Source organism: Candidatus Methylobacter oryzae, from assembly GCF_003994235.2.
Lineage (GTDB): Bacteria > Pseudomonadota > Gammaproteobacteria > Methylococcales > Methylomonadaceae > Methylobacter_A > Methylobacter_A oryzae.
Genome location: NZ_RYFG02000121.1, coordinates 212,603 through 235,150, shown reverse-complemented (window position 1 = coordinate 235,150; position 22,548 = coordinate 212,603). Strand labels below are relative to the sequence as shown.

Here is a 22,548-nt window from a genome sequence, read left to right as displayed (position 1 = left end):
TGGAAGGTCTAACCGGCAACGTTCTGATAAGGCAAGACGTTGCAGGACGTAGGCCGGAATAAGCCGGTTCGAGCGATAGCGAGAATTGGTGTTTCCGGCATCCCGATTGCCGGAAAAGCTTCCGCTCCTGCTCACGCTCCTTACCTACATCCATGTAGGTAACGTCAACCCTTGCTGTCGCCGGGCGGGCTTATTCCGGCCTACGTCGAGATGTGTATAACGATGAGCGCGGCGCGTGGGAACGAGAAAACGCCTATCCTGCGTTTAACGCGCGGACAGGCTTATTCCCGACTACGTTGAGATGTGTATAACGATGTGCGCGGCGCGTGGAAACAAGAAAAACAGGAAAAATTTCGCTCTCGTTCCCACGGGCTCAGTGAGAACAAGAGAATTGCATTAACAACCTAAACCTAACCCATGGCTGAATCCTATGAATAGAACCAATCAAATACTATTGACCGGCCATAGCGAAGCTAACATCGCCATCCTTCAGGGCATGATCAGCCAGCTTCCCGGCGTCAAAGCACAGTCCCGGATTTTGAACGGCAATGCTCATGAATTTTTAAGCGGCGCCGATCTTGAAACCGATGTGTTAATCCATTTTCTGGGCCCTAAGGCAGAGATGGAACTGGAAGCCTTAGCCAAACAGAGCAAGCAGGCCTGCCCTGTCAGTCTGATTGTTTATGACCAGGGCACTGCATTCGATGCGCCCCGGCTGATGCGGATGGCTATGCAGGCAGGAGCCCGCGACTTCATCATGGGGCCGCAGCTTGTTAATGACACCCTGGCATCCGTACGCAAAATACTGAAAGAGGACGTCAACGATCATTCTTCGCTGACGGCAGTCGTCAATGCGAAAGGCGGGGCCGGCGCCTCGACTATCGCTTGTGCGCTGGCTTACTCGCTCGCCGCTCAAGAGGATATGAAAACGCTATTGCTGGACATGGACCTCCAGTTCGGCACGCAATGCCTGCGCTTGGGGCTTGATTCCCCGCAAAACCTTGTCGACGCGCTGGCTGCAATCGAGTCCCTCGATCAAACCGCGCTGCTCGGCTATATGGCTAAACATGACAGCGGTTTGCACGTTTTGAACAGGCCCGAGCGCGAGATCGTCCTGCCCGGGGAAATCGATGAAAAACGCCTTAAACGCCTGCTCGAACTGGCGCTGAGCTGCTACGAGCACTTGGTCGTCGACCTGCCGCGCCTGATCGATCCGGTCTTCAACCTGGTTCTGGAACAGGCCGATCATATCCTTGTCGTGATGCAACAGGAGCTTTTCAGCGTCAGGGACGCGCAACGCATGATCCAGATCATAACCCAGGACTTGGGACTGCCGCTGGAAAGAATCGTTCCGGTCTTGAACCGTTACGAGCGCCATAATAATTTCGGCATTAACGATGTGGAGCGCGTTTTAGCGTTGAGCTCATCGGTAGTGGTGGTGCCCAACGATTACAGAACCTTACACATGGCCTCCAACCTGGGTGTACCGATTGCCGAACATGCCCCCAACTCGGCAGTTACCAAGACAATACGGAAACTGGCCGGGACGCTTAGCGGTAAAAGGCATGAGGCCAATCAAGGCATGTTCAGGCAAGTCCTCAAACTATTCTCGGGAGCTTAATTATGGGCCTTAAAAACCGGATTATCGGACACTTCGCTACTGAAGAAATACCGCCGCTATCCGCTGCAAGCGGCAATGAAATAACCTCACCGCCGCCAGCCGAAAAAACCGTTCCGCCGTTGGCGGTCAGGGCGCTCAGCGAGCCGGAGCGCGACTGGTTGCAGAAAATTCATCAACGGCTGATGGAGATGATCGATCTGTCCCAAATCGGCCGCCTGGATAAAAACCAGGCGCGGAACAAGATTCGCGAACTGGCCGAACGGATCATGGACGAACTGGCGGTACCGCTGAACGTCTCGGCCCGTCAATTTCTCGCCAAATCGATAGAAGACGAAATTCTCGGGCTTGGCCCGATAGAACCGCTGCTGGTCGAACCGACCATAGCCGACATCCTGGTCAACGGCAGCGGCAAAATCTACGTGGAACGTTTCGGCAAGCTGGAACTGACGCCGTTGCGCTTCCAAAACGATGCGCATTTGCTGAACATCATCGACCGCATTGTCTCGTCGGTGGGCAGGCGCATCGACGAGTCTTCGCCGATGGTCGACGCCCGCCTTAAGGACGGCTCGCGCGTCAATGCGATCATTCCGCCGTTGGCGATTGACGGCCCTAGCTTATCGATCCGGCGCTTTACGCTGGACCGCCTGCGGATGGAGGATTTGATCGAATTGAACGCCTGTACCCAAAGCATGGCGGATATGTTGATCGGTATCGTCCAGGCGCAGTTGAATATCCTTATTTCGGGCGGCACGGGTTCGGGTAAAACGACGATGCTGAATGTATTGAGCAGTTATATTCCGGCGAACGAGCGCATCATTACCATTGAGGATTCGGCGGAACTGCAACTGCAACAACCGCATGTGATCAGGCTGGAAACGCGGCCGCCCAATATCGAAGGCAAAGGCGAAGTATCGATGCGCGACTTGGTCCGGAACAGCCTGCGTATGCGCCCGGACCGGATCATCATCGGCGAGGTGCGCAGCGACGAGGCCTTCGACATGCTTCAGGCGATGAATACCGGCCACGACGGCTCATTGGCAACCGTGCATGCCAATACGCCGCGCGATGCGTTGGGCCGTTTGGAAAACATGGTCGCAATGACCGGATTGGATTTACCGGCCCGGATGGTGCGAACGCAAATCGCCTCGGCCATCAATGTCGTGTTGCAATTGTCGCGGCTGGAAGACGGCAAGCGCAAACTGATCAGCATCCAGGAAATCCAGGGCATGGAAGGCGACGTGATTACGATGTCGGAAATTTTTAAATTCCAGCGTAAAGGCGTCGACGCGCACGGCAACATCTTGGGCTCGTTCAAAGCCACCGGCATCGTGCCGAAATTTCATGAAAGTCTCCAGAAACGCGGTATCGACCTTCCGTTCAATCTGTTTGACCCTGACCACGGCGGATAATATTCATGGACAAAGACACCTTATTGATTTTTCTAGGCCTGGTATTCGGCGCCGCATTCCTGCTGACCCAATCGATTGTCGTGCCGACTTTCGGGACCGGGCGGCAAGAAAGCAAGCGCTTGAAACAGCGGCTGGGCGTTCTTAGCGATGATCGGCAACCCGAACATCAAATATCGCTGGTCCGGGAGAAATATTTCAAGAAATTATCGCCGTTTGAAAGCTGGCTCGAATCGCTACCGGCCATGAAACGGCTGGAAACTTTCATCGAACGCTCCGGGCACGACTTCCCTGCCTACCGGCTGGTTCTGCTCAGCCTTTCGCTGGGCTTGATTGGCGCTTTGGTTACCTGGATGCTGAGTCACGACTGGCTGTTTGTCCCGGCAGGCATGTTGATTCTGGGCGTACTTCCTTTCATGAAATTGAAGATCGATCTTGGCAAACGCTTCGCTAAGTTCGAAGAGCAATTGCCGGAAGCGCTGGATGTAATCACGCGCGCGTTGCGGGCCGGTTATCCGTTCAATGAAACGCTGCAATTGGTCGCCGCGGAAATGGATGAGCCTATCGCCAAGGAATTTCGCATCGCTTTCGACGAAATCAATTTCGGCGTCGATACGCGCTGGGCGCTGCACAGCATGGTGGAACGCGTGCCCAGCATGTCGCTGATGGCGATTGTAACCACGGTTCTGGTGCAACGGGAAACCGGCGGCAACCTGGCGGAAACGTTCGAAAACATCAGCAAGTTGATCCGCGGCCGGTTCCGCTTCCAACGCCGCGTGTTAACGCTAACCGCCGAGGCGCGGATGTCGGCTTGGGTCTTGGCTATGGTTCCGTTCGCTTTATTTGCCGGGATTTCAATCATCAACCCTGATTATATGGCGACCTTGACGCAAGACCCGGCCGGACAAAAAGTAATTTTGTGGGGGCTTGTCTTACAAGTTGTCGGTAATTTTTGGATACGCAAGCTGATTGCGCTGGAGATTTGATTAGCCATGAACCCTACGATAGAAACCCTGTTGAATTTAATGAACAATGCCGACGTCGCCAGAAGCAGCGCCGCCTTGCTGCTGGCAGCCGCGATTTTTTCGCTCGGCATGGCCGGTCTATTGATATTGGCCCGGCGCCTGGACCCGGTGAAAAAACGCTTGGATACACTGGTCGTTCAAGAAACGGCGCCGCCATCCTCGCTGGAACTCTGGGCCGAAAAACTGGACCGTTTCGCGCATGTTGTGCTTCCGCATAACCGGGACCTGCAAAGAAGCACGATTGATCGCCTGATCCGCGCCGGCTACCGTTCCCGTAACAGCTTGGTCATTTATTATTTTATCCGGCTAGTATCGATGATCTCGCTACCCGTATTGGTCCTGCTCACGTACCCGTTATTTCCAAACATCGAACCGAAAAAAATTATTTGGGGCGCCGTTATGGCCGGCATGTTCGGCATGATTGTGCCCAGTTATTACCTGGATAAAAGAATTGCCAAGCAGCAGCGCGCACTCCGGAACGGCCTGCCCGATGCGATCGACTTGCTCGTGGTCTGTACGGAAGCGGGCTTGGGCCTTAACGCTGCGATACTCCGGGTAGCCCAGGTGATTGCCGATATTCACCCGGTTTTGGCTGAGGAATTACTGTTGGTCACCGCCGAAATGCGGGCCGGCGTGGACAGGACTCAAGCCATGGCGAACCTAGCCCGCAGAACCGGCCTGGAGGACATCAAAGGGCTGGTCACGGTTTTAGCCCAGAGCATGCGCTTCGGCACCAGTATTTCGCAAACGCTTCGGGTGTATTCCGAGGAGTTCCGGGATAAGCGTATGCAAAAAGCGGATGAAGAAGCCGCTAAGCTCGGCACCAAGATGATCTTTCCGCTGGTCTTTTGTGTAATGCCCGGTTTTTTTATTATTGCGATGGGCCCAGCCGTTATTAAAGCGATAGCAGTCTTTTCAGGCGGAGGACACTAACAACCTGCGGCCTACTTCCGATTGGCAGATGCCGGGGTTATAAAACACCTTACATCCAATTAACAGGAGACGTTCATGTTAAAAAAAATTTTGTATTCTCTCGGTAATCTACTTGGCATTGCGCTTTTCACCATTCTCTGTACTGCTACTATTAAAAATTATCAAGAAACCGGTTCCTTATTTTCATTCGGTATCGTCTTAGTCAATGGACTAATATTGGCCCTTTACTTTATCCGCAATGAACCCAACGCCCTGATCGAACTTCCATTCGCCTGGTTAATCAGCATTGTTACCACACTTCTGCCATTTTTATATCGTCCAACCCAAGAGGCATTTTTAGCCGGACTCCTAGATGCCGGTTTCTTTTTACAGATTATCGGCATATTAGCTATCCTCGGCTCGCTACTGTCGCTCAGGGGCAGCATGGGGATCGTTCCCGCCAATAGGGGCATTAAAAAAGGCGGCTTTTATCGAATCGTACGCCATCCTCTCTATGCTTCGGAACTGATTTTCTTTACCGGCTACGTCCTGTCCAATCAAAGCGCCTTTAACTTTTTGTTACTGTTATTGCTATTTTCAATGCAATACTCCAGAAGCCGGATTGAGGAGAACTTTTTAATCAATGATCCCGGCTATAAGCTTTATATGTCGTGCACTCGTTATCGATTTATTCCCGGCCTGCTGTGATTGCGCCATGCAAAACCGGAATGACCATCCGGATATTTTTAGATAATTACAAGTGAAAGGAACGTTTTCATGACTAGCATTCAATTGATCAATCCAAACAGTATGTTCTCTTATCCTTTGCGTGGCATTTTGTTCTGTTTGGTATTTATAAATACAAGCGCGCTATTAACAGGCTGTACTTCAACGTCAATACCGGTAAAACCTCGAATCAGCGAGCTATACGACGACAAAGCGGCGCTCGTCCATCAGATACAGGAAATCGCGGCCGACTCTCCGTCGGCGATGAATCGCGCGAACCAATTCTTACAGCAAGGCAACAAGGATGAAGCGCTTTATTATTATGTCAGGGCGCTTGAGTTTGACAGTACCAACAAGGACGCGCTCGACAAAATAGGCGAAATCCATGCAGAAAAAGGCAATTACGAACCGGCGGAATCCGCCTACCAATTGGCATTAAAACTGGAACCGAAAAATGCCAATGCACTGGAAGGCTTGGGCCTGATTCAACTGAAGAGCGGCCGGCAGGACGAAGCCAAACAAGCGCTGGCCGCGGCCGTGAACATCGATGCCGGCCTGTGGCGGGCCTATAACGGCCTAGGATTAATTGCCGATAAGGAGGGCGATTATGCGCATGCTGCGCAATATTATGAAAATGCGTTGAAAGCCAAGCCCAATACGCCAATGCTGATAAATAACCTTGGCTATTCCAAATATCTCTCCGGCGATTTGCAGAGGGCAATGCAACTATTTAACGCGGCGTCGGAGCTTGACGACAAATTCGACTCCGCCTGGCTGAACCAAGGCCTGGTGCATGCTCGCCTCGGCAACGATACAAAAGCCATTCAAGCGTTTATGCACGTACTGGACGAAGCCGATGCTTATAACAATCTTGGCTATATCTACATGGTCAATAACAGGACGCCGGCGGCTTACGAGTATTTTCAAAAAGCGATTTCGCTATCGCCGACGTATCACAAGCAAGCCAACGAGAACTTGAAACGGCTGGATGCTATCGATAACTGAGCAATATGCGCGTCAATGGTCTTGGATTTTAGCGTCACAACGGCGTTTACTTGCTATGGCTCTGCGGGTGAACGCCGCGCAAAACGCCACTCTCGTTACGCTTTGTTATATCCCTTCCCTGCCACATATCCCGATAATTTTCTGCAAATATTAACGCAGTGGGATATAATGCTCTGATAAACAAACACATTTCTCCGCGCTTACGCGCATTTCTATATCTACAACAGGTAAATCCATGTCCAACGATGTTTCTACATTACCCTCTTTCCGTGATTTAGCGCTGATTGAACCGGTGCTAAGAGCGCTGAACGATGTCGGTTATGAAACACCCTCACCCATACAAGCACAAACCATCCCGCTCATACTGAAAGGCAAAGACGTTCTGGGACAAGCGCAAACAGGAACCGGCAAAACCGCCGCGTTCGCGTTACCTATTTTGTCGCGGATCGATATCAAGCAAAAAGACCCGCAAGTTTTGGTTCTAGCGCCAACTCGCGAACTGGCTATTCAGGTAGCGGAAGCGTTCCAACGTTATGCCGCGCATTTAAAAGGCTTTCATGTTCTGCCGATCTACGGCGGACAAGACTACAGCACCCAGCTGCGCCAACTGAAACGCGGAGCCCACGTGGTTGTCGGCACGCCGGGCCGGGTTATGGATCATATGCGTAAAGGCACGTTGAACCTGGACGGGCTGACCCATCTTGTTCTTGATGAGGCCGATGAAATGCTGCGTATGGGCTTTATCGATGACGTGGAATGGATTCTTGAGCAAATCCCCGAACAACGGCAAATCGCATTATTTTCCGCAACGATGCCGACTGTGATCCGTAAAATTGCCCAGGAATACCTGCATGAACCCGAGCATGTCACTATCAAGGTAAAGACCACAACGGCCGAAAACATCCGTCAACGCTACTGGCTGGTCAGCGGCGTGCATAAGCTGGACGCATTAACGCGCATCCTTGAAGTCGAAACATTCGACGGCATGATTATCTTCGTCAGAACCAAAACCGCAACCGTTGAGCTGGCCGAAAAGCTGGAAGCGCGCGGTTATTCTGCCGCGGCGATTAACGGCGACATGTCGCAAGCCTTGCGCGAGCGCGCCATTAACAACTTGAAAAACGGCAAACTGGATATTCTGATTGCGACCGACGTTGCCGCGCGCGGACTGGACGTAGACCGTATCACTCACGTCGTCAACTATGACATTCCTTACGACACCGAATCCTATGTGCATCGTATCGGCAGAACCGGCCGCGCGGGACGTAGCGGCGACGCGATTTTGTTCATCGCGCCCAGGGAAAGAAACCTGCTGTCCAATATTGAAAGAGCGACCAAGCAAAAAGTCGAAGAAATGGGCTTGCCTTCAACCGAAGTCATTAACAACAAGCGTATCTCCCGTTTCAAACAAAACATTACCGATACGCTGGCCGCCGAAGAACTAAGCTTTTTCAGCCAACTGGTCGAACAATATCAACAAGAACACAATGTCAGCGCGTTGGAAATAGCGTCCGCACTGGCAAAGCTGGTTCAAGGCGACACGCCGCTGTTAATGCAAAACCTGCCCAAAAGAGCCAAGGACAGCCGTGAAGACAGACCTTCCAGAGACAGGGACGACAGACCGTCAAGATCGGAGCGGTCTTCAAGAGAGCGCAAACCGAAACGCGCATTCGGCGGCGGAGCGGATATTGAAATGGAAATGTACCGCATTGAAGTCGGCCACAATCACGGCGTCAAGCCCGGCAACATTGTCGGCGCTATCGCCAATGAGACCGGCATTGACGGCGATCATATCGCCCGCATCAGGATTCAGGACAACTACAGCACTGTTGAGTTACCGGCAGGCATGCCAAAGGAATTATTCCAGGAATTGAAAAAAGTGCGGGTGGCCGGTCAGCAACTGAACATCTCCAAAATGGACGAAAGCTCAAAAAAAGCGGCAAAACCGGACGATGGCGGCGCCAAAAAAGTCGATAAAAGCAAAAAAAGGATGAGTTCCACGTCCAGACGGGCAAAACCGAAAGCTGAATAATTAAGCGATTGATCCACGAAAAACACAAAAAGCACGAAAAATATCAAATTGATTTATCTCGTGGTTTTCGTGGTTTTCGTGGACGAGCTTTTTTCTTGTTCCTATTTAAGCCGAGAGTTAAGCATATTCGTGCAGTAACAATGTCTGTGCGTAACGCCGATTCTTAATTAACGACATCCAATTTGTTCCAAAGACATCCCCCGCTGGCCTTTTCAATAGCCTCCAAGCGCTCTTGATGCTCGTCTAATTCCTGTTCCGTACAGCGGATGATTTTTAACGCCGGGCGGTCCGTCGACAAATATTTAATTTCCTTGCTCACTGCCAGCTCTTCCGGCTTTTTTTGCACTTCATCATCCAGCAATGAAGATTGCCCGCCGGTCATCAATAAAAATACATCGGCCAGAATCTCGGCATCCAGCAACGCGCCGTGCAAATCCCGATGACTGTTATCGATCCCGTAACGTTTACACAGCGCATCCAGGCTATTACGCTGTCCGGGATGCTTCTTCCTGGCGTAAGTCAGCGTATCGAATACTTTGCAGTAGTCAGTGACGTCGCCGGCTCCATTATCGAGGCGCGAAAATTCATAGTTAATAAAGCCGACGTCAAACGGCGCATTGTGAATAACCAGCTCGGCGTCCCGGATAAATGCAAGAAAGTCTTCAACGACATCGGCAAAGCGCGGTTTATCTTGCAAAAACTCATTGGTAATGCCGTGAACCTCAATAGCTCCGGCATCGATTATCCGCTCGGGATTAATATAAACGTGAAAATGCTTGCCCGTCAGACGGCGGTTAACCACCTCCACGCAGCCTATCTCAATGATTCTATGTCCTTCCTGCGGATTTAACCCGGTCGTTTCGGTATCGAGGACTATCAGCCGGTTTGTAAATGTTCGTCTACCCACGTATCACCTTAAAACGTTTATTGATTATTTTTTAAGTATAAAATTTTTAGGCTGACATTACTTACTAATTTTTCCCCCCCCATCAGCCAACGCAGGTCTCTATCCTTTAATATTTTTCTGTTAGAATTTAATTAAACAGACTTGACACGGCTAAGCCGTAAACTACACAGAAGATATTTTTATGACCATCAAAAAAACTCAACCCGATAAAAGCAAGCTGGATCAAATCGTAACCGATGCGCGGCGCAACCAGGAACTCAGGGAGCAGTCCTATCGCGGCCAGGCTCTAAAGTTATATCCCTGGGTATGCGGCCGTTGCGCTCGCGAATTCGATCATAAAAACCTGTCGGAATTGACCGTTCATCATAAGAACCATAACCATGACGATAACCCGTCCGACGGCAGCAACTGGGAATTATTGTGTCTTTATTGCCATGATAACGAGCATTCAAGGTATGAAGAGATGCGCTTTGGCGATTCGTCAACCGGCAAATCCAGCTCACCGGCGGCCACGCACAACCCGTTCGCGGACCTGAAAAGCCTGATGAACACTAAGAAGTGATCCGTATCAGAATTGTCTAAAACGGTTTTGCCGTTGATAGAATCCTTGGCGTTGAACTTCAAAGCCGTTCTTGCAACCGGATTCAATCAAATAATCCCTGAACTGGGGATAATGCTGTTTAAAATGGATGCCGTATTTAAAAGGCAACGCGATAGGTATGGTAGATCCTTCAAAAAGCAATTCTATAAACTCGTCATTCTCCGAATAACTTGGTTTAGCAAACGAATGTATAACTTGCCCTTCAAGGCAAAAACTATCGCCTTTGATAAAACAAAGCTTTATTTTGAGATGATGATTTTTCTTTAACATCTGGTTACTGCAAATCGCAATCCCTTGTTTACTGATGTTAAGGATTTTTACCGGTTGTTCCTTATTCAAGAAAACAGACGTCTTTTTAAGAACGGCACTGATATCATCCCTTTCGTAACGTACTTGTTGTCGTGCCGTCATAGCGCCTGCTCCGGATGCGTTTGATTTGTCCCGATTCTTTCGATCATTAATCCATTGAGAACAAGTTGGTAAAGTCCAACTGTTCTCAATGATAAAATCAAAAGCCCAGTACCATCTATTCGTAGCACTACCTAAGCTTTAAATTTTCGTAACTTCAGCAATGGATTAAACGGATAAGGTGAAAGACGCAGGACTAAACTGGCGTCGACACGAGCTTTCACCTTTTATCTAACTTTACGCCTGTGTGCCTCTGTGCCAATCCGTGGCTGAACAGTTACAAATTTCCAATCAATACATCGGCAAATTCGCTACATTTAACTTCCGTCGCGCCCTCCATCAACCGGGCAAAATCGTAAGTCACCCGTTTACTGGAGACGGCCGCATCCATTGCTTTAATGATCGCATCGGCGGCTTCGGTCCAGCCCATATAACGCAACATCATTTCACCGGACAGGATCAACGAACCGGGATTAACTTTATCCTGATCGGCGTATTTCGGGGCCGTGCCATGCGTGGCTTCGAAAACAGCCGTGCCGGTTTGATAATTGATATTGCCGCCGGGAGCAATGCCGATGCCGCCGACTTGCGCGGCCAGCGCATCGGATAAATAATCGCCGTTCAAATTCAACGTCGCGATTACGTCAAAGTCTTCAGGCCGGGTCAAAACTTGCTGCAAGGTAATATCGGCGATTGAGTCCTTAACCAAGATGCGCCCTGTCGCCAGCGCTTCGGCCTGGACCTTATTCGCAGCCTCTACGCCGAACTCGGCACGTGTTTTCTCCCAATGCTCCCAGGTATAGATATGTTCCGTATATTCCCGCTCGACTAAATCATAGGCCCATTTACGAAACGCCCCTTCGGTATATTTCATAATATTGCCCTTATGCACTATCGTCAGCGACTTGCGTTTATTCGCAATCGCATAGTCGATAGCCGCACGGATCAGGCGTTCCGTGCCTTGCTGCGACACCGGTTTGACGCCGATGCCGGACGATTCAGGGAAGCGGATTTTTTCGTATTGTTTCGGGAAATGCTCTTTTAACAAGTTTAAAAAAACCTTTGCCTCGTCGCTGCCTTGCTCGAATTCGATACCGGCATAAATATCTTCCGTATTCTCCCGGAAAATCGCCATGTCGACGGCGCCGGGATTCTTTACCGGCGACGGTACGCCCTGAAACCACCTGACCGGCCGCAAACAGACATACATATCCAGCAATTGACGCAAAGCCACATTCAAAGACCTGATCCCTCCCCCTACCGGCGTCGTTAACGGCCCTTTAATCGACACCAGGTAATTCTTGCAAGCCTCGACGGTTTCATCGGGCAACCAAGTATTGAACAAGCGGTGGGCTTTTTCCCCTGCGTACACTTCCATCCAGTGAATTTTCTTTTGCCCGGAATAGGCGCTGTCAACAGCCGCATCCAAGACACGAACGGTAGCACGCCAGATATCCGGGCCGGTACCGTCGCCTTCAATATAAGGAATAATAGGGTTATCCGGCACGGCGAGCTTGCCGTTCCGCATCGTAATAGCGCTGCCGTTTGCAGGTGGGTTGAGTGTGAGACTAGCCATAACAACTCCTTCAAATGATATTGAGCAATGTTGTTTAAGGTAGCGACGTCGTTTAAAACGCCTCTGCGGGACTTAACGCATCATAACAAAAGGCTGGCGATTTGCCACTGTAACTGGATAAATACCGGCCTAAAGCACTATAATTCACCGGTTAATCTGTTTTTTTAAACTTGGAGAAATGAATGCACGCAGTTACGTTGATAAAAGGTGATGGAATTGGCCCATCGATAATGGATGAAGCTGTTAAAATTATTGACGCGTCCGGCGTAAAAATCCAATGGGAAGAAGCTTTTGCCGGCTTGGCTGCTTTTGAACAATTCGGCACGCCGCTGCCGGATGAAACCATGGCATCGATAGACAGAACCCGCCTGGCATTTAAAGGCCCGTTAACGACCGTTGTCGGCGGTAACGGGTTTAGAAGTATTAATGTAGCATTGCGCCAAAAATACGAACTGTACGCGAACGTCCGTCCAGCCAAAAGCTGGCCCGGCGTAACAACCCGCTATGACGATGTCGACATTGTGATTGTCAGGGAAAATACCGAAGGTCTTTACGCAGGGCTTGAACATTATTTAACCCCTAAAAAAGACATCGCCGAAAGTCTGGCCGTGGTGACCAAAACCGGTTCGCAACGCGTGATCGATTATGCTTTTAAATACGCGCAAGAAAATAATCGTAAAAAAGTCACCGTTTGCCATAAAGCCAACATCCTGAAATTCACGCAAGGGCTGTTCCTGGATGTTGCCCGAGAAACCGCGGCACGTTATCCCGACGTTCAATTCGACGAAAAAATCATCGATGCGGCCTGCATGCACATGGTCATGGACCCGTCGCAGTTCGACGTGATTGTTTGTACGAATATGTTCGGCGACATCCTATCCGACTTGACGGCCGGTCTGGTAGGCGGACTGGGCTTGATTCCCGGCGCGAATATCGGCAACGACGCGGCGTTATTCGAAGCCGTACACGGCAGCGCCCCGGACATTGCCGGCAAAAACCTGGCTAACCCAACTGCGGTGATCATGGCCGGCGTGATGATGCTGGAGCATCTTGGCGAACACGAAGCGGCCATTAAAATCAAAACGGCGGTTGAAAAAGTGGTTAACGAAGGTAAGTTTGTTACTCCGGATTTGAATCCGAAGTCAAACTGCGGAACCGTTGAAATGGGTAATGCGATTGTTGAGGCGATGAAATAAACCGCACATCGTTCTCGCGCGCCTCGCTTGTCGTTATACACAAATATTTCGCGAGATGTCCGTCCTTACCTGCGTTAGGTGGGAAACATGCGGATAGCAGACCTTCCAGGCTTTAAAAACCTGGAAGGTCTAACTCGCGCAACGCTCAACAGAGTGACAGGTAACGACAAGCAGCCTCCGTGGGAACACACTCCAGCGTCCAACACTGCTATTAAATACGACGCTGGAGCATCGCCTATTGCATTCCCACGCCGAAGCGCGGGAGCGATTAAACGTTTTAAACCCTCTTCCAGGAATTTCCCCATGCTAGAACAATACCGTAAACACGTAGCAGAACGCGCCGCCGAAGGCATCGTTCCTAAACCGCTCGATGCGGAACAAGTCGCCGCCTTGGTCGAACTGGTCAAACAACCGCCCGCCGGCGAGGAAGAATTCATTCTCGACCTGCTTGCCAACCGCGTTCCTGCCGGCGTCGACGAAGCCGCTTATGTCAAAGCCGGGTTCCTGGCGGCGATCGCCAAAGGCGAAGCCGGCTCGCCGATTCTGACTGCCGCCCGTGCGACCGAACTACTCGGCACGATGCTCGGCGGCTATAACATCGCGCCGTTGATCGATCTGCTCGACAACGAAGCGATGGCGCCGATTGCGGCCAAAGCACTGTCCCACACCTTATTAATTTTCGATGCGTTCCACGACGTGCAGGAAAAAGCCGAAGCCGACAACCCATACGCCAAACAAGTGATCCAGTCCTGGGCCGACGCCGAATGGTTCACCGGCAAACCGAAAGTGCCCGAAAAACTGACCGTCACCGTATTCAAAGTCTCCGGCGAAACCAATACCGACGATTTGTCTCCAGCCCCCGACGCCTGGTCGCGCCCCGATATTCCGCTGCACGCCAAAGCGATGCTAAAAATGCCGCGCGAGGGCATCACCAACGCCGAGCAGCAAATCGCCGAATTGAAACAAAAAGGTTTCCCGGTCGCCTATGTCGGCGACGTCGTCGGCACCGGCTCGTCGCGCAAATCGGCGACCAACTCGGTGCTGTGGTACATGGGCAACGACATTCCGCATATCCCGAACAAACGCGAAGGCGGCGTTTGCATCGGCGGCAAAATCGCGCCGATCTTTTTCAACACGATGGAAGACTCCGGCGCGCTGCCGTTCGAATGCGACGTGACCAACATAGCGATGGGCGACGTGATCGACATCTATCCGTACGCCGGCGAAGTCAAACGCCACGCCTGTCCTGAGCTTGGCGAAGTGGATAGCGGCGAGCTGGTCTGCAAATTCGAACTGAAAACCGACGTGTTGCTGGACGAAGTCCGCGCCGGCGGCCGTATCCCATTAATCATCGGCCGCGGTTTGACCGACCGCGCCCGTAAAACGCTGGGCTTGGAGCCGTCCAACGTCTTCGTCCGCCCGGTCGCGGCCGAAGACAGCGGCAAAGGTTTCACGCTGGCGCAAAAAATGGTCGGCAAAGCCTGCGGCGTAGCCGGCGTCCGCCCGAACACTTATTGCGAACCGCGCATGACCACGGTCGGCTCGCAGGACACCACCGGCCCCATGACCCGCGACGAACTGAAAGACCTGGCTTGTCTCGGTTTTTCGGCCGACCTAGTGATGCAATCGTTCTGCCATACCGCGGCTTACCCGAAACCGGTCGACGTCAAAATGCAACATACATTGCCGGATTTCATCATGAACCGCGGCGGCGTGTCGCTACGTCCCGGCGACGGCATCATACATTCCTGGCTGAACCGGATGCTGCTGCCGGATACCGTCGGCACCGGCGGCGATTCGCATACCCGCTTCCCGATTGGCATTTCGTTCCCGGCCGGCTCCGGCCTGGTCGCGTTCGCCGCGGCCACCGGCGTGATGCCGCTGGACATGCCGGAATCGGTCTTGGTCCGCTTTAAAGGCCAAATGCAGCCGGGCATTACGTTGCGCGACCTGGTCAACGCGATTCCGTATGCGGCGATTCAACGCGGCCTGCTGACAGTCGAAAAACAAGGCAAGAAGAACGTGTTCTCCGGCCGCATCCTGGAAATCGAAGGTTTGCCGGACTTAAAAGTGGAGCAGGCGTTCGAATTGTCCGACGCGTCGGCCGAGCGTTCCGCCGGCGGCTGCACGGTGCGCCTGAACGAAACGCCGATCCGCGAGTATTTGAACTCCAACATCACGCTGCTGAAATGGATGATCGCCGAAGGCTACGGCGATGCGCGCACGCTGGAACGCCGGATCAAAGCGATGGAAGAATGGCTGGCCAACCCGGTCTTGTTGGAGCCGGATGCCGATGCGGAATACCATGAAATCATCGAAATCGACATGAACGAAATCAAGGAACCGTTGCTGGCCTGCCCTAACGATCCGGACGACGTCAAGCCGTTGTCCGAAGTCGCCGGCACCAAAATCGACGAAGTGTTTCTGGGCTCGTGCATGACCAACATCGGCCATTTCCGCGCCGCCGGCAAATTGCTGGAAAAACAAACAGGCGAACTGCCGACCCGCTTGTGGGTCGCGCCGCCGACCAAAATGGACCAAAGCCAATTGACCGAGGAAGGCTATTACAGCACGTTCGGAAAAGTCGGCGCGCGCACCGAAATGCCGGGCTGTTCGCTGTGCATGGGCAACCAGGCCCGCGTCGCCGAGAATTCGACCGTGGTTTCGACGTCAACGCGGAACTTCCCGAACCGTCTTGGCAATGGAGCGAATGTATTTTTGGCATCGGCCGAACTGGCGGCGGTATGTTCTCTGCTGGGTAAGATTCCGACTGTTGACGAATACATGCAATACGCGAATCAAATCAACGAAACGGCCGGAGATACCTATCGTTATTTGAACTTCGACCGGATGGATAACTACAGGAAAAAAGCCGGGGCTGTGGGCTAGGTTAAGGTACGGAGTTATTCGTGATAGGCGCTGAGGTATAGTACGGATTGAGCCGGCGTCAGACAGTTTTTCTTACCTGGCTTTTTGCCTCGTTCTCTCGCATTGCGCTTGTCTTCACACGCAAGTATTTGTGAACTATCGCCATTTTAGCAATCTCCGGCCTGGCATTAGACGGGAAATAATCCGATAAACAGACCTTCCAGGTTTTACAAACCTGGAAGGTCTAATTGGCGGCGCTATCTGTAACTTGTGCAACTGTTTTTCTCATACCAATATGACAACTCTGAAATACGTTTGATGTATAAAGCAAGCGCACTGCGTGGGAACGCCTTATTCCTTAATTGCATTCCTATACAGCGTGTGGGAACGAGGTAACACCTAGTTTATGCTCTTCAAAAAGCTTCTCCAGCGGCCTCTTATTGAACAATACCAGCCTCCGCTAAGCGCGCTCGAACAGCAATACCGCACCCTCGTGGCGCAAGGCCGCATCCAATCCGAACCCGAGCAAATCAAAGCCCTGCATCACCTGCAAGCCCTGCTCGACAATCTTCTGGAAAACGCCGCATACCAACAAAAATCCTCCCTCCGCAAACTGATCCACCCCAAACCGGCCGATTGCCAAAGCCTGTACATCTTCGGCGACGTCGGCCGCGGCAAGTCGATGCTGATGGACTTGTTTTACGAAGCCTGCCCTATCCGCGAAAAGCGCCGGGTGCATTTCCATGCGTTCATGCTCGAAGTCCACGACTTCGTCCACCAATGGCGCAAACGGCACAACAGCGATGCGATTGCCGCGCTGGCACAACATATCAGGGCATCGGAGCAACTGCTTTGCTTCGACGAGTTCCATGTCACGGACATCGCCGACGCAATGATTCTGATGCGCTTATTTAACCGGCTGTTCGACTTAGGCATTGTTGCCGTAATGACCTCCAACTGCCATCCCAACGAGCTGTATCACGACGGTCTGCAAAGAGACCTATTCCTGCCCTTTGTACGGCTCCTGCAACAAAAAGCCGCTGTGATAGAATTGGCTACGGACCGGGATTACCGACTCAGCCATTTACACGCGCTAAAGACAACTTATTATTTTCCGCTTGATGAACAAGCGGCCAGCTTCATACAACAAAGTTATAACGAACTGACAAACATTGCCCCGCTGAAACCGGGCGTTGTAGAGGTTTTGGGCAGGAAGGTGACGCTGACAAGCGTGCATGGCAATATTGCCCTCAGCTCTTTCGAAGAACTCTGCCTGCAAGCTCTGGGACCTGCCGATTACTTGGAAATCGGCAAACAGTTCGACATTCTTATCCTGTCCGGCATTCCCAAACTAACCAACGAAAAATGCAACGAAGCGAAGCGCTTTGTCACTCTGATTGATGCGTTATACGAGCATAAAGTAAAACTGATCTGTACAGCTGAAGTCCCTGCCCAGGAACTTTATACTAACGGCGAAGGCTCGTTTGAATTTGAACGCACAGTATCAAGATTGATCGATATGCAATCGGAGAATTATCTACGTATTGAACATATTGGGGATTGAGTAAGACGGAAAAGAATTCCGTCTATATTGAGTATCGACTTTAACGCCGGTTCATTATTCTGTTAGCCCTGAACTACCAATCGCCATGCCTGCCATGATCTTCAATAAACTTACTAATCCCTGTCAATTCTCTACTGATTTCAAAAAAGAATATTTCAGGCTTTGCTGCTTTCGATTCAAATCCTTCAACAGCTACTTCAAATTCGGTAGCTTCTTGTATCAGGTTATCATCCTCATCATACTCGGCGTTAACCCCATAGCAATCGCCATAAACTCCATGAATAAGATTGTCATAAACAGCCAAATAGCGTTCATCCTCCGACTGATAATCCTGATCGGGCGTCCATGCCGCAAATGGCGTTTGATGTAGATTTGCAAAACGCTTGGCAATTTGTATTTTCTGGGTGTCGCTGATCATTTTTATTTACGGTAGTGATTTAAAGAAAACACCCGGAACGACTACACGGACACAAAAGCTATTGCCGGGAACACGAAGTTCTTATCTTAACTTATCTCCATGTCCTTCGAGTCGTCGCGGTGAACTAATTTAGAATATACGGCTAAACGAAAAAAGGGATTGTGAAGCATCACAATCCCTCTTTGTCCTTTTAGCTGTCCTTAAGAACAGCTGATAAACAGCGGGTATACCCAAAGGGCATAAGTAGGGTTTGATCAGACCAGCTACTCAACTCAGCTTTATACCCAAAGGGCATAAGTTTCGTTGAGCAGGTGAGCTGCTCAACCCAGCTTTATTCTTCCGCTTCAACTTCTTTCATACTCAGTCTGACTCGGCCTTGACGGTCTATTTCAAGTACCTTGACTTTGACCACATCGCCTTCATTCAATCTGTCGCTGACTTTATCAACACGCTCGTCAGAAATTTGCGAGATATGAACTAAGCCGTCTTTACCAGGCAGAATAGTCACAAATGCTCCGAAATCCATTAACCTGACAACTTTGCCTTCGTAAGTCTTACCGACTTCAACTTCAGCGGTAATTTCTTCGATCAGGCGACGCGCTTCTTCACCGGCTGCTTTATCGACAGAGGCGACTTTAACGATACCGTCATCGGTCAAATCAACGCTGGCGCCGGTTTGTTCGGTAATGCTGCGGATAGTCGCACCGCCTTTACCGATAACTTCACGAATTTTAGCCGGGTCGATTTTGAACGTAATGATACGCGGCGCGAAATCGGACATTTCTTCACGCGTGGTAGACAACGCTTTGTTCATTTCGCCCAAAATATGCAAACGTCCCGCTTTTGCTTGTTCTAAAGCGGTTTTCATGATTTCCGCGGTAATGCCGTCTATTTTGATGTCCATTTGCAGCGCGGTAATGCCGTCAACTGAACCGGCAACCTTAAAGTCCATGTCGCCCAGATGATCTTCGTCGCCCATGATGTCGGACAATACGGCGAAATTGTCGCCTTCTTTGATCAGGCCCATCGCAATACCGGCAACCGGCGACGTAATCGGCACACCGGCGTCCATTAACGCCAAGCTGCTGCCGCAGACCGAAGCCATCGAGCTTGAACCATTAGACTCAGTAATCTCGGAAACTACACGAATCGTGTATGGGAACTCGTCCATGTTAGGCAATACGGCAGCAACGCCTCGTTTTGCCAAGCGCCCATGACCAATTTCACGGCGTTTTGGCGAACCGACAAAACCGGTTTCGCCAACGCTGTAGGGAGGGAAGTTGTAATGCAACATGAACGGTTCTTTATATTCACCCGCTAACGCATCGATGATTTGCGCATCGCGTTGTGTACCTAAAGTTGCAACAACCAATGCTTGAGTCTCGCCGCGGGTAAACAATGCCGAACCGTGAGTTCTAGGCAATACGCCGGTTCTGATCGTGATTGGCCTGATCTTATCTAATTCACGTCCGTCAATACGCTTGCTTTCATTAAGAATTGCATTACGAACGATGCGATATTCCAAATGTTCAATAATGCCGCGTATAGCGCTTTCTTCATATTCGCCGTTTGCGACCAGCTTTTCAACCGCTGCATCCCTGATGACTTTCAGTTTTTCTTGTCTAACCAGTTTTTCCGCAACTTGATAAGCAGCTTTTATGTCCGCTTCGACTTCTGCAGTGACCAGTTTTTTAAGTTCGGCGTTAACTTCGGGAGCAACCCACTCCACAACGCCGGTACCGGCAGCCGCCGCGAATTCGTTAATAGCGTTAATGGCGACCTGCATTTGTTCGTGGCCGAATAAAACCGCCCCCAACATCACTTCTTCGGACAGGTTTTTAGCTTCCGACTCCACCATTAATACAGCTTGCGCTGTTCCGGCAACAACCAATTCCAACTGCGATTCTTTTAATGCGTCCGGAGTTGGATTTAGCAGATAGGCACCGTCTTTATATCCAACAGTGGCAGCGCCTACCGGACCGTTAAAAGGTAAGCCGGAAACTGACAAGGCAGCGGAGGCACCTAATAAAGCAGGAATTTCGGGATTAACTTCAGGATTTAACGATACGACTGTTGCAATAATTTGAACTTCATCGGTGTAGCCCTCAGGAAAAAGAGGACGGATAGGACGGTCGATCAAACGAGACGTCAAAGTCTCCAGTTCGCTCGGACGACCTTCTCTTTTAAAAAAACCGCCTGGAATTTTACCGGCTGCATAAGCTTTTTCTTGATAGTTAACAGTCAATGGAAAAAAATCGCCGCCATTGGCCTGTTTTTTACCGACGACGGTGACCAACAGTGTCGTACCATCTACATCGATCATGACAGCGCCGTCTGATTGACGTGCTATTTCACCAGTTTCTAATTTAACGAGTCGATCGCCGTACTGAAATTCTTTCCTGATAGGATTCACTATAAGGTTCCTTTGTGTAGAGGTTGTTTGAAAATTTGTTCAATCCATGAAGTGTTAAAACAGAAACGGCACAAGAGGTCTGTGCCGTTTCTTCACGCTATTACTTACGTAATCCGAGACGTTCAATTAAATTACGGTAACGGTTTATGTCTTTTTTCCTTAGATAATCCAGCAACTTGCGACGTTGGTTAACCATACGCAACAATCCACGGCGTGAATGGTTGTCTTTTTTATGCTCTGCAAAATGCGGTGTTAAATGCGTAATATGTGCTGTCAATAAAGCAATCTGTACTTCAGGAGAACCTGTATCAGTTTCTGATTGACGATAGGCCTCAACGACCGCTTTTTTTTGTTCCGCTGTAAATGGCATTTGTAATCCCTATTTAGATTAAAAATTAAAAATAAAGCCGCCAACACGACGACTCTTTATGTACACTGTTTCCGCGATAGGGTGTAGAAACAGATGTATTCTTTATTGCCTGAACGTATAAAGATCAGGCCGATTCATTACTCAAATTAAACAATTTTTTAGGCGCTAGTTTACCATTCATTAGCATTTCACCCAAGCCTAAAAAGACCGAATCATGATACATGCGCACTGTGCCTTGCCTCTTTTCCAAACCTGTTCTCGTTGTACCCGCACCATGCTCGTCCACCGGAGAAAAATCGAGCGACCGGCCGTATTTTATGCAGATCGTTTGTTCATCGGATAACTGCACAGCCGGCAGCGCCTCTAGTGGCTTGTCGACATTAATCAGGCATTGAAACAAGCTTTGCTGGTCCATTTCCGTCAATTGCTCAATAGTTTTCGCATCCTTAATGCTGAACTGCCCCGCTTCCAGTCGGCGTAATTCTTTTACCGTACCGCCGCATCCCAAGTCATGACCAATATCTTCTACCAGTGAGCGGATGTAAGTGCCTTTTGAGCAGAACACATCCAGTATCAATTGATCAGGTTTCAAAGCTAAAGCTTCTGAATCCGTTAACAGCTTCAATTCAAATATAGTAATACGCCTGGCTTTACGCTCAACCGTCTTGCCTTCCCGCGCTAGTTCGTAAAGCTTCTTACCATTCTGCTTTAAAGCCGAATACATCGGAGGAACTTGGTCAATTTCACCGGTGAATTTTCTCAGACAGGAATGAATATCGTCGACAGATAGCACCGGAATCGGTTTGGTCTCTACGACCGCACCTTCCCGGTCGCCGGTATCGGTCATAACCCCAAGCTGAACAACCACTTGATAACGTTTATTGTCATCCAGCATCAATGCCGATACCTTGGTCGCTTCGCCGAAACAAAGCGGCAACAGGCCGGTAGCCAAGGGGTCAAGGCTACCGGTATGACCGGCTTTATTGGCGTTAAACAAGCGCCTGATTTCCTGCAAGGCTTTATTTGAAGATACTCCCAGGCGTTTATCTAACAGCACTATGCCGTGGATATTGCGCCCAGACTTGCGTTTACTCATCCAGACTTGCCTTCGTCTTCATCTTCGTTACGCCCGCCGTGAAGCGAACCGACGGGCTTATCCAAACCGCTTAACAACTCCGATACTCGCATACCGGTATCGAACGAATCGTCATAGTAAAAACGCAAATCGGAAATATGCCTTAACCGCATTCTTTTAGCTAATTGATGACGAATAACGGGCGCCAACTCGTTAAGCAATTTAACATTGGCTTTTTTACCTTGCTCATCAACATTTAAAACCGTGACATATACTTTTGCCACAGCAAGGTCTTTAGAAACAACAACTTCATTGATAGTAACAAAACCAAGCCTGGAGTCATCAATATCCCGTTGTAAAATTAAAGACAGTTCTTTCTGCATTTGCGATGAAACGCGGTCATTACGGCCAAACTCTTTTGCCAT

At 50.3% G+C, this 22,548-nt stretch carries 19 protein-coding genes; 11 read left to right on the top strand and 8 right to left on the bottom strand.

The genetic code is table 11. The features are described 5' to 3' along the window. The first annotated feature begins 430 nt into the window (after window positions 1-430). The 7 genes from EKO24_RS21825 (at window position 431) to EKO24_RS21795 (ending at window position 8,727) form a co-directional block, all read left to right on the top strand. Window positions 431-1,621 carry a CpaE/TadZ family protein gene (locus EKO24_RS21825; RefSeq protein WP_143733376.1) on the top strand — a complete coding sequence of 397 codons (1,191 nt, stop codon included), beginning with the start codon at window positions 431-433 and terminating at the stop codon, window positions 1,619-1,621. 2 nt (window positions 1,622-1,623) lie between these two features. Continuing rightward, complete coding sequence (locus EKO24_RS21820; protein WP_143733374.1) at window positions 1,624-3,030, top strand: TadA family conjugal transfer-associated ATPase; 1,407 nt, start codon at window positions 1,624-1,626, stop codon at window positions 3,028-3,030. A gap of 5 nt (window positions 3,031-3,035) precedes the next feature. Then, on the top strand, window positions 3,036-4,013 hold the full coding sequence (locus tag EKO24_RS21815) for a type II secretion system F family protein (protein ID WP_143733372.1): 978 nt from the start codon (window positions 3,036-3,038) through the stop codon (window positions 4,011-4,013). 6 nt (window positions 4,014-4,019) lie between these two features. Then, window positions 4,020-4,985: a type II secretion system F family protein gene (locus EKO24_RS21810; RefSeq protein WP_143733370.1), complete on the top strand. Its 966-nt coding sequence runs from the start codon at window positions 4,020-4,022 to the stop codon at window positions 4,983-4,985. A gap of 75 nt (window positions 4,986-5,060) precedes the next feature. Next, window positions 5,061-5,672: a methyltransferase family protein gene (locus EKO24_RS21805; RefSeq protein ID WP_143733368.1), complete on the top strand. Its 612-nt coding sequence runs from the start codon at window positions 5,061-5,063 to the stop codon at window positions 5,670-5,672. 69 nt (window positions 5,673-5,741) lie between these two features. Further along, complete coding sequence (locus EKO24_RS21800) at window positions 5,742-6,695, top strand: tetratricopeptide repeat protein (protein WP_143733366.1); 954 nt, start codon at window positions 5,742-5,744, stop codon at window positions 6,693-6,695. A gap of 235 nt (window positions 6,696-6,930) precedes the next feature. Then, window positions 6,931-8,727: a DEAD/DEAH box helicase gene (locus EKO24_RS21795; RefSeq protein WP_143733364.1), complete on the top strand. Its 1,797-nt coding sequence runs from the start codon at window positions 6,931-6,933 to the stop codon at window positions 8,725-8,727. Window positions 8,728-8,890: 163 nt separating this feature from the next. On the opposite strand, the gene dnaQ is transcribed toward EKO24_RS21795, so the two are convergent. Next, window positions 8,891-9,634 (bottom strand): DNA polymerase III subunit epsilon, encoded by a 744-nt coding sequence (gene dnaQ, locus EKO24_RS21790; RefSeq protein ID WP_143733362.1) that lies wholly within the window; start codon window positions 9,632-9,634, stop codon window positions 8,891-8,893. Window positions 9,635-9,815: 181 nt separating this feature from the next. Here dnaQ and EKO24_RS21785 point away from each other — a divergent pair, with 181 nt between their 5' ends. Further along, complete coding sequence (locus tag EKO24_RS21785; protein WP_143733360.1) at window positions 9,816-10,196, top strand: YajD family HNH nuclease; 381 nt, start codon at window positions 9,816-9,818, stop codon at window positions 10,194-10,196. A 6-nt stretch (window positions 10,197-10,202) separates the two neighbouring features. Here the strand turns inward: EKO24_RS21785 and EKO24_RS21780 are convergent, their stop codons facing one another. Next, the gene (locus tag EKO24_RS21780; RefSeq protein ID WP_143733358.1) at window positions 10,203-10,646 is read right to left on the bottom strand and encodes a PilZ domain-containing protein; all 444 of its coding nucleotides are present in this window, start codon (window positions 10,644-10,646) and stop codon (window positions 10,203-10,205) included. 274 nt (window positions 10,647-10,920) lie between these two features. Then, window positions 10,921-12,219 (bottom strand): NADP-dependent isocitrate dehydrogenase, encoded by a 1,299-nt coding sequence (icd, locus tag EKO24_RS21775; protein ID WP_143733356.1) that lies wholly within the window; start codon window positions 12,217-12,219, stop codon window positions 10,921-10,923. A 182-nt stretch (window positions 12,220-12,401) separates the two neighbouring features. Between icd and EKO24_RS21770 the strand changes: the two genes are divergently transcribed. The 3 genes from EKO24_RS21770 (at window position 12,402) to zapE (ending at window position 17,847) form a co-directional block, all read left to right on the top strand. Then, window positions 12,402-13,415, top strand: a complete 1,014-nt coding sequence (locus tag EKO24_RS21770; protein WP_143733354.1) for an isocitrate/isopropylmalate dehydrogenase family protein — start codon at window positions 12,402-12,404, stop codon at window positions 13,413-13,415. 303 nt (window positions 13,416-13,718) lie between these two features. Continuing rightward, a complete protein-coding gene (gene acnB, locus EKO24_RS21765; RefSeq protein WP_143733352.1) occupies window positions 13,719-16,304 on the top strand; it encodes a bifunctional aconitate hydratase 2/2-methylisocitrate dehydratase in 2,586 nt (861 codons plus the stop codon). Window positions 16,305-16,689: 385 nt separating this feature from the next. Next, entirely contained in the window at window positions 16,690-17,847 is a 1,158-nt protein-coding gene (gene zapE / locus EKO24_RS21760; RefSeq protein WP_143733350.1) for a cell division protein ZapE, read from the top strand. 73 nt (window positions 17,848-17,920) lie between these two features. Here the strand turns inward: zapE and EKO24_RS21755 are convergent, their stop codons facing one another. The 5 genes from EKO24_RS21755 to rbfA form a co-directional block, all read right to left on the bottom strand. Then, the gene (locus EKO24_RS21755) at window positions 17,921-18,265 is read right to left on the bottom strand and encodes a hypothetical protein (protein WP_143733348.1); all 345 of its coding nucleotides are present in this window, start codon (window positions 18,263-18,265) and stop codon (window positions 17,921-17,923) included. A 331-nt stretch (window positions 18,266-18,596) separates the two neighbouring features. After that, window positions 18,597-20,678 (bottom strand): polyribonucleotide nucleotidyltransferase, encoded by a 2,082-nt coding sequence (gene pnp, locus EKO24_RS21750; RefSeq protein WP_143733346.1) that lies wholly within the window; start codon window positions 20,676-20,678, stop codon window positions 18,597-18,599. A gap of 100 nt (window positions 20,679-20,778) precedes the next feature. After that, on the bottom strand, window positions 20,779-21,048 hold the full coding sequence (gene rpsO / locus EKO24_RS21745; protein ID WP_143733344.1) for a 30S ribosomal protein S15: 270 nt from the start codon (window positions 21,046-21,048) through the stop codon (window positions 20,779-20,781). A gap of 124 nt (window positions 21,049-21,172) precedes the next feature. Continuing rightward, window positions 21,173-22,144 carry a tRNA pseudouridine(55) synthase TruB gene (gene truB, locus EKO24_RS21740; RefSeq protein WP_143733342.1) on the bottom strand — a complete coding sequence of 324 codons (972 nt, stop codon included), beginning with the start codon at window positions 22,142-22,144 and terminating at the stop codon, window positions 21,173-21,175. After that, a complete protein-coding gene (gene rbfA, locus EKO24_RS21735) occupies window positions 22,141-22,548 on the bottom strand; it encodes a 30S ribosome-binding factor RbfA (protein ID WP_143733340.1) in 408 nt (135 codons plus the stop codon). Before rbfA ends, truB begins: the two co-directional genes overlap by 4 nt.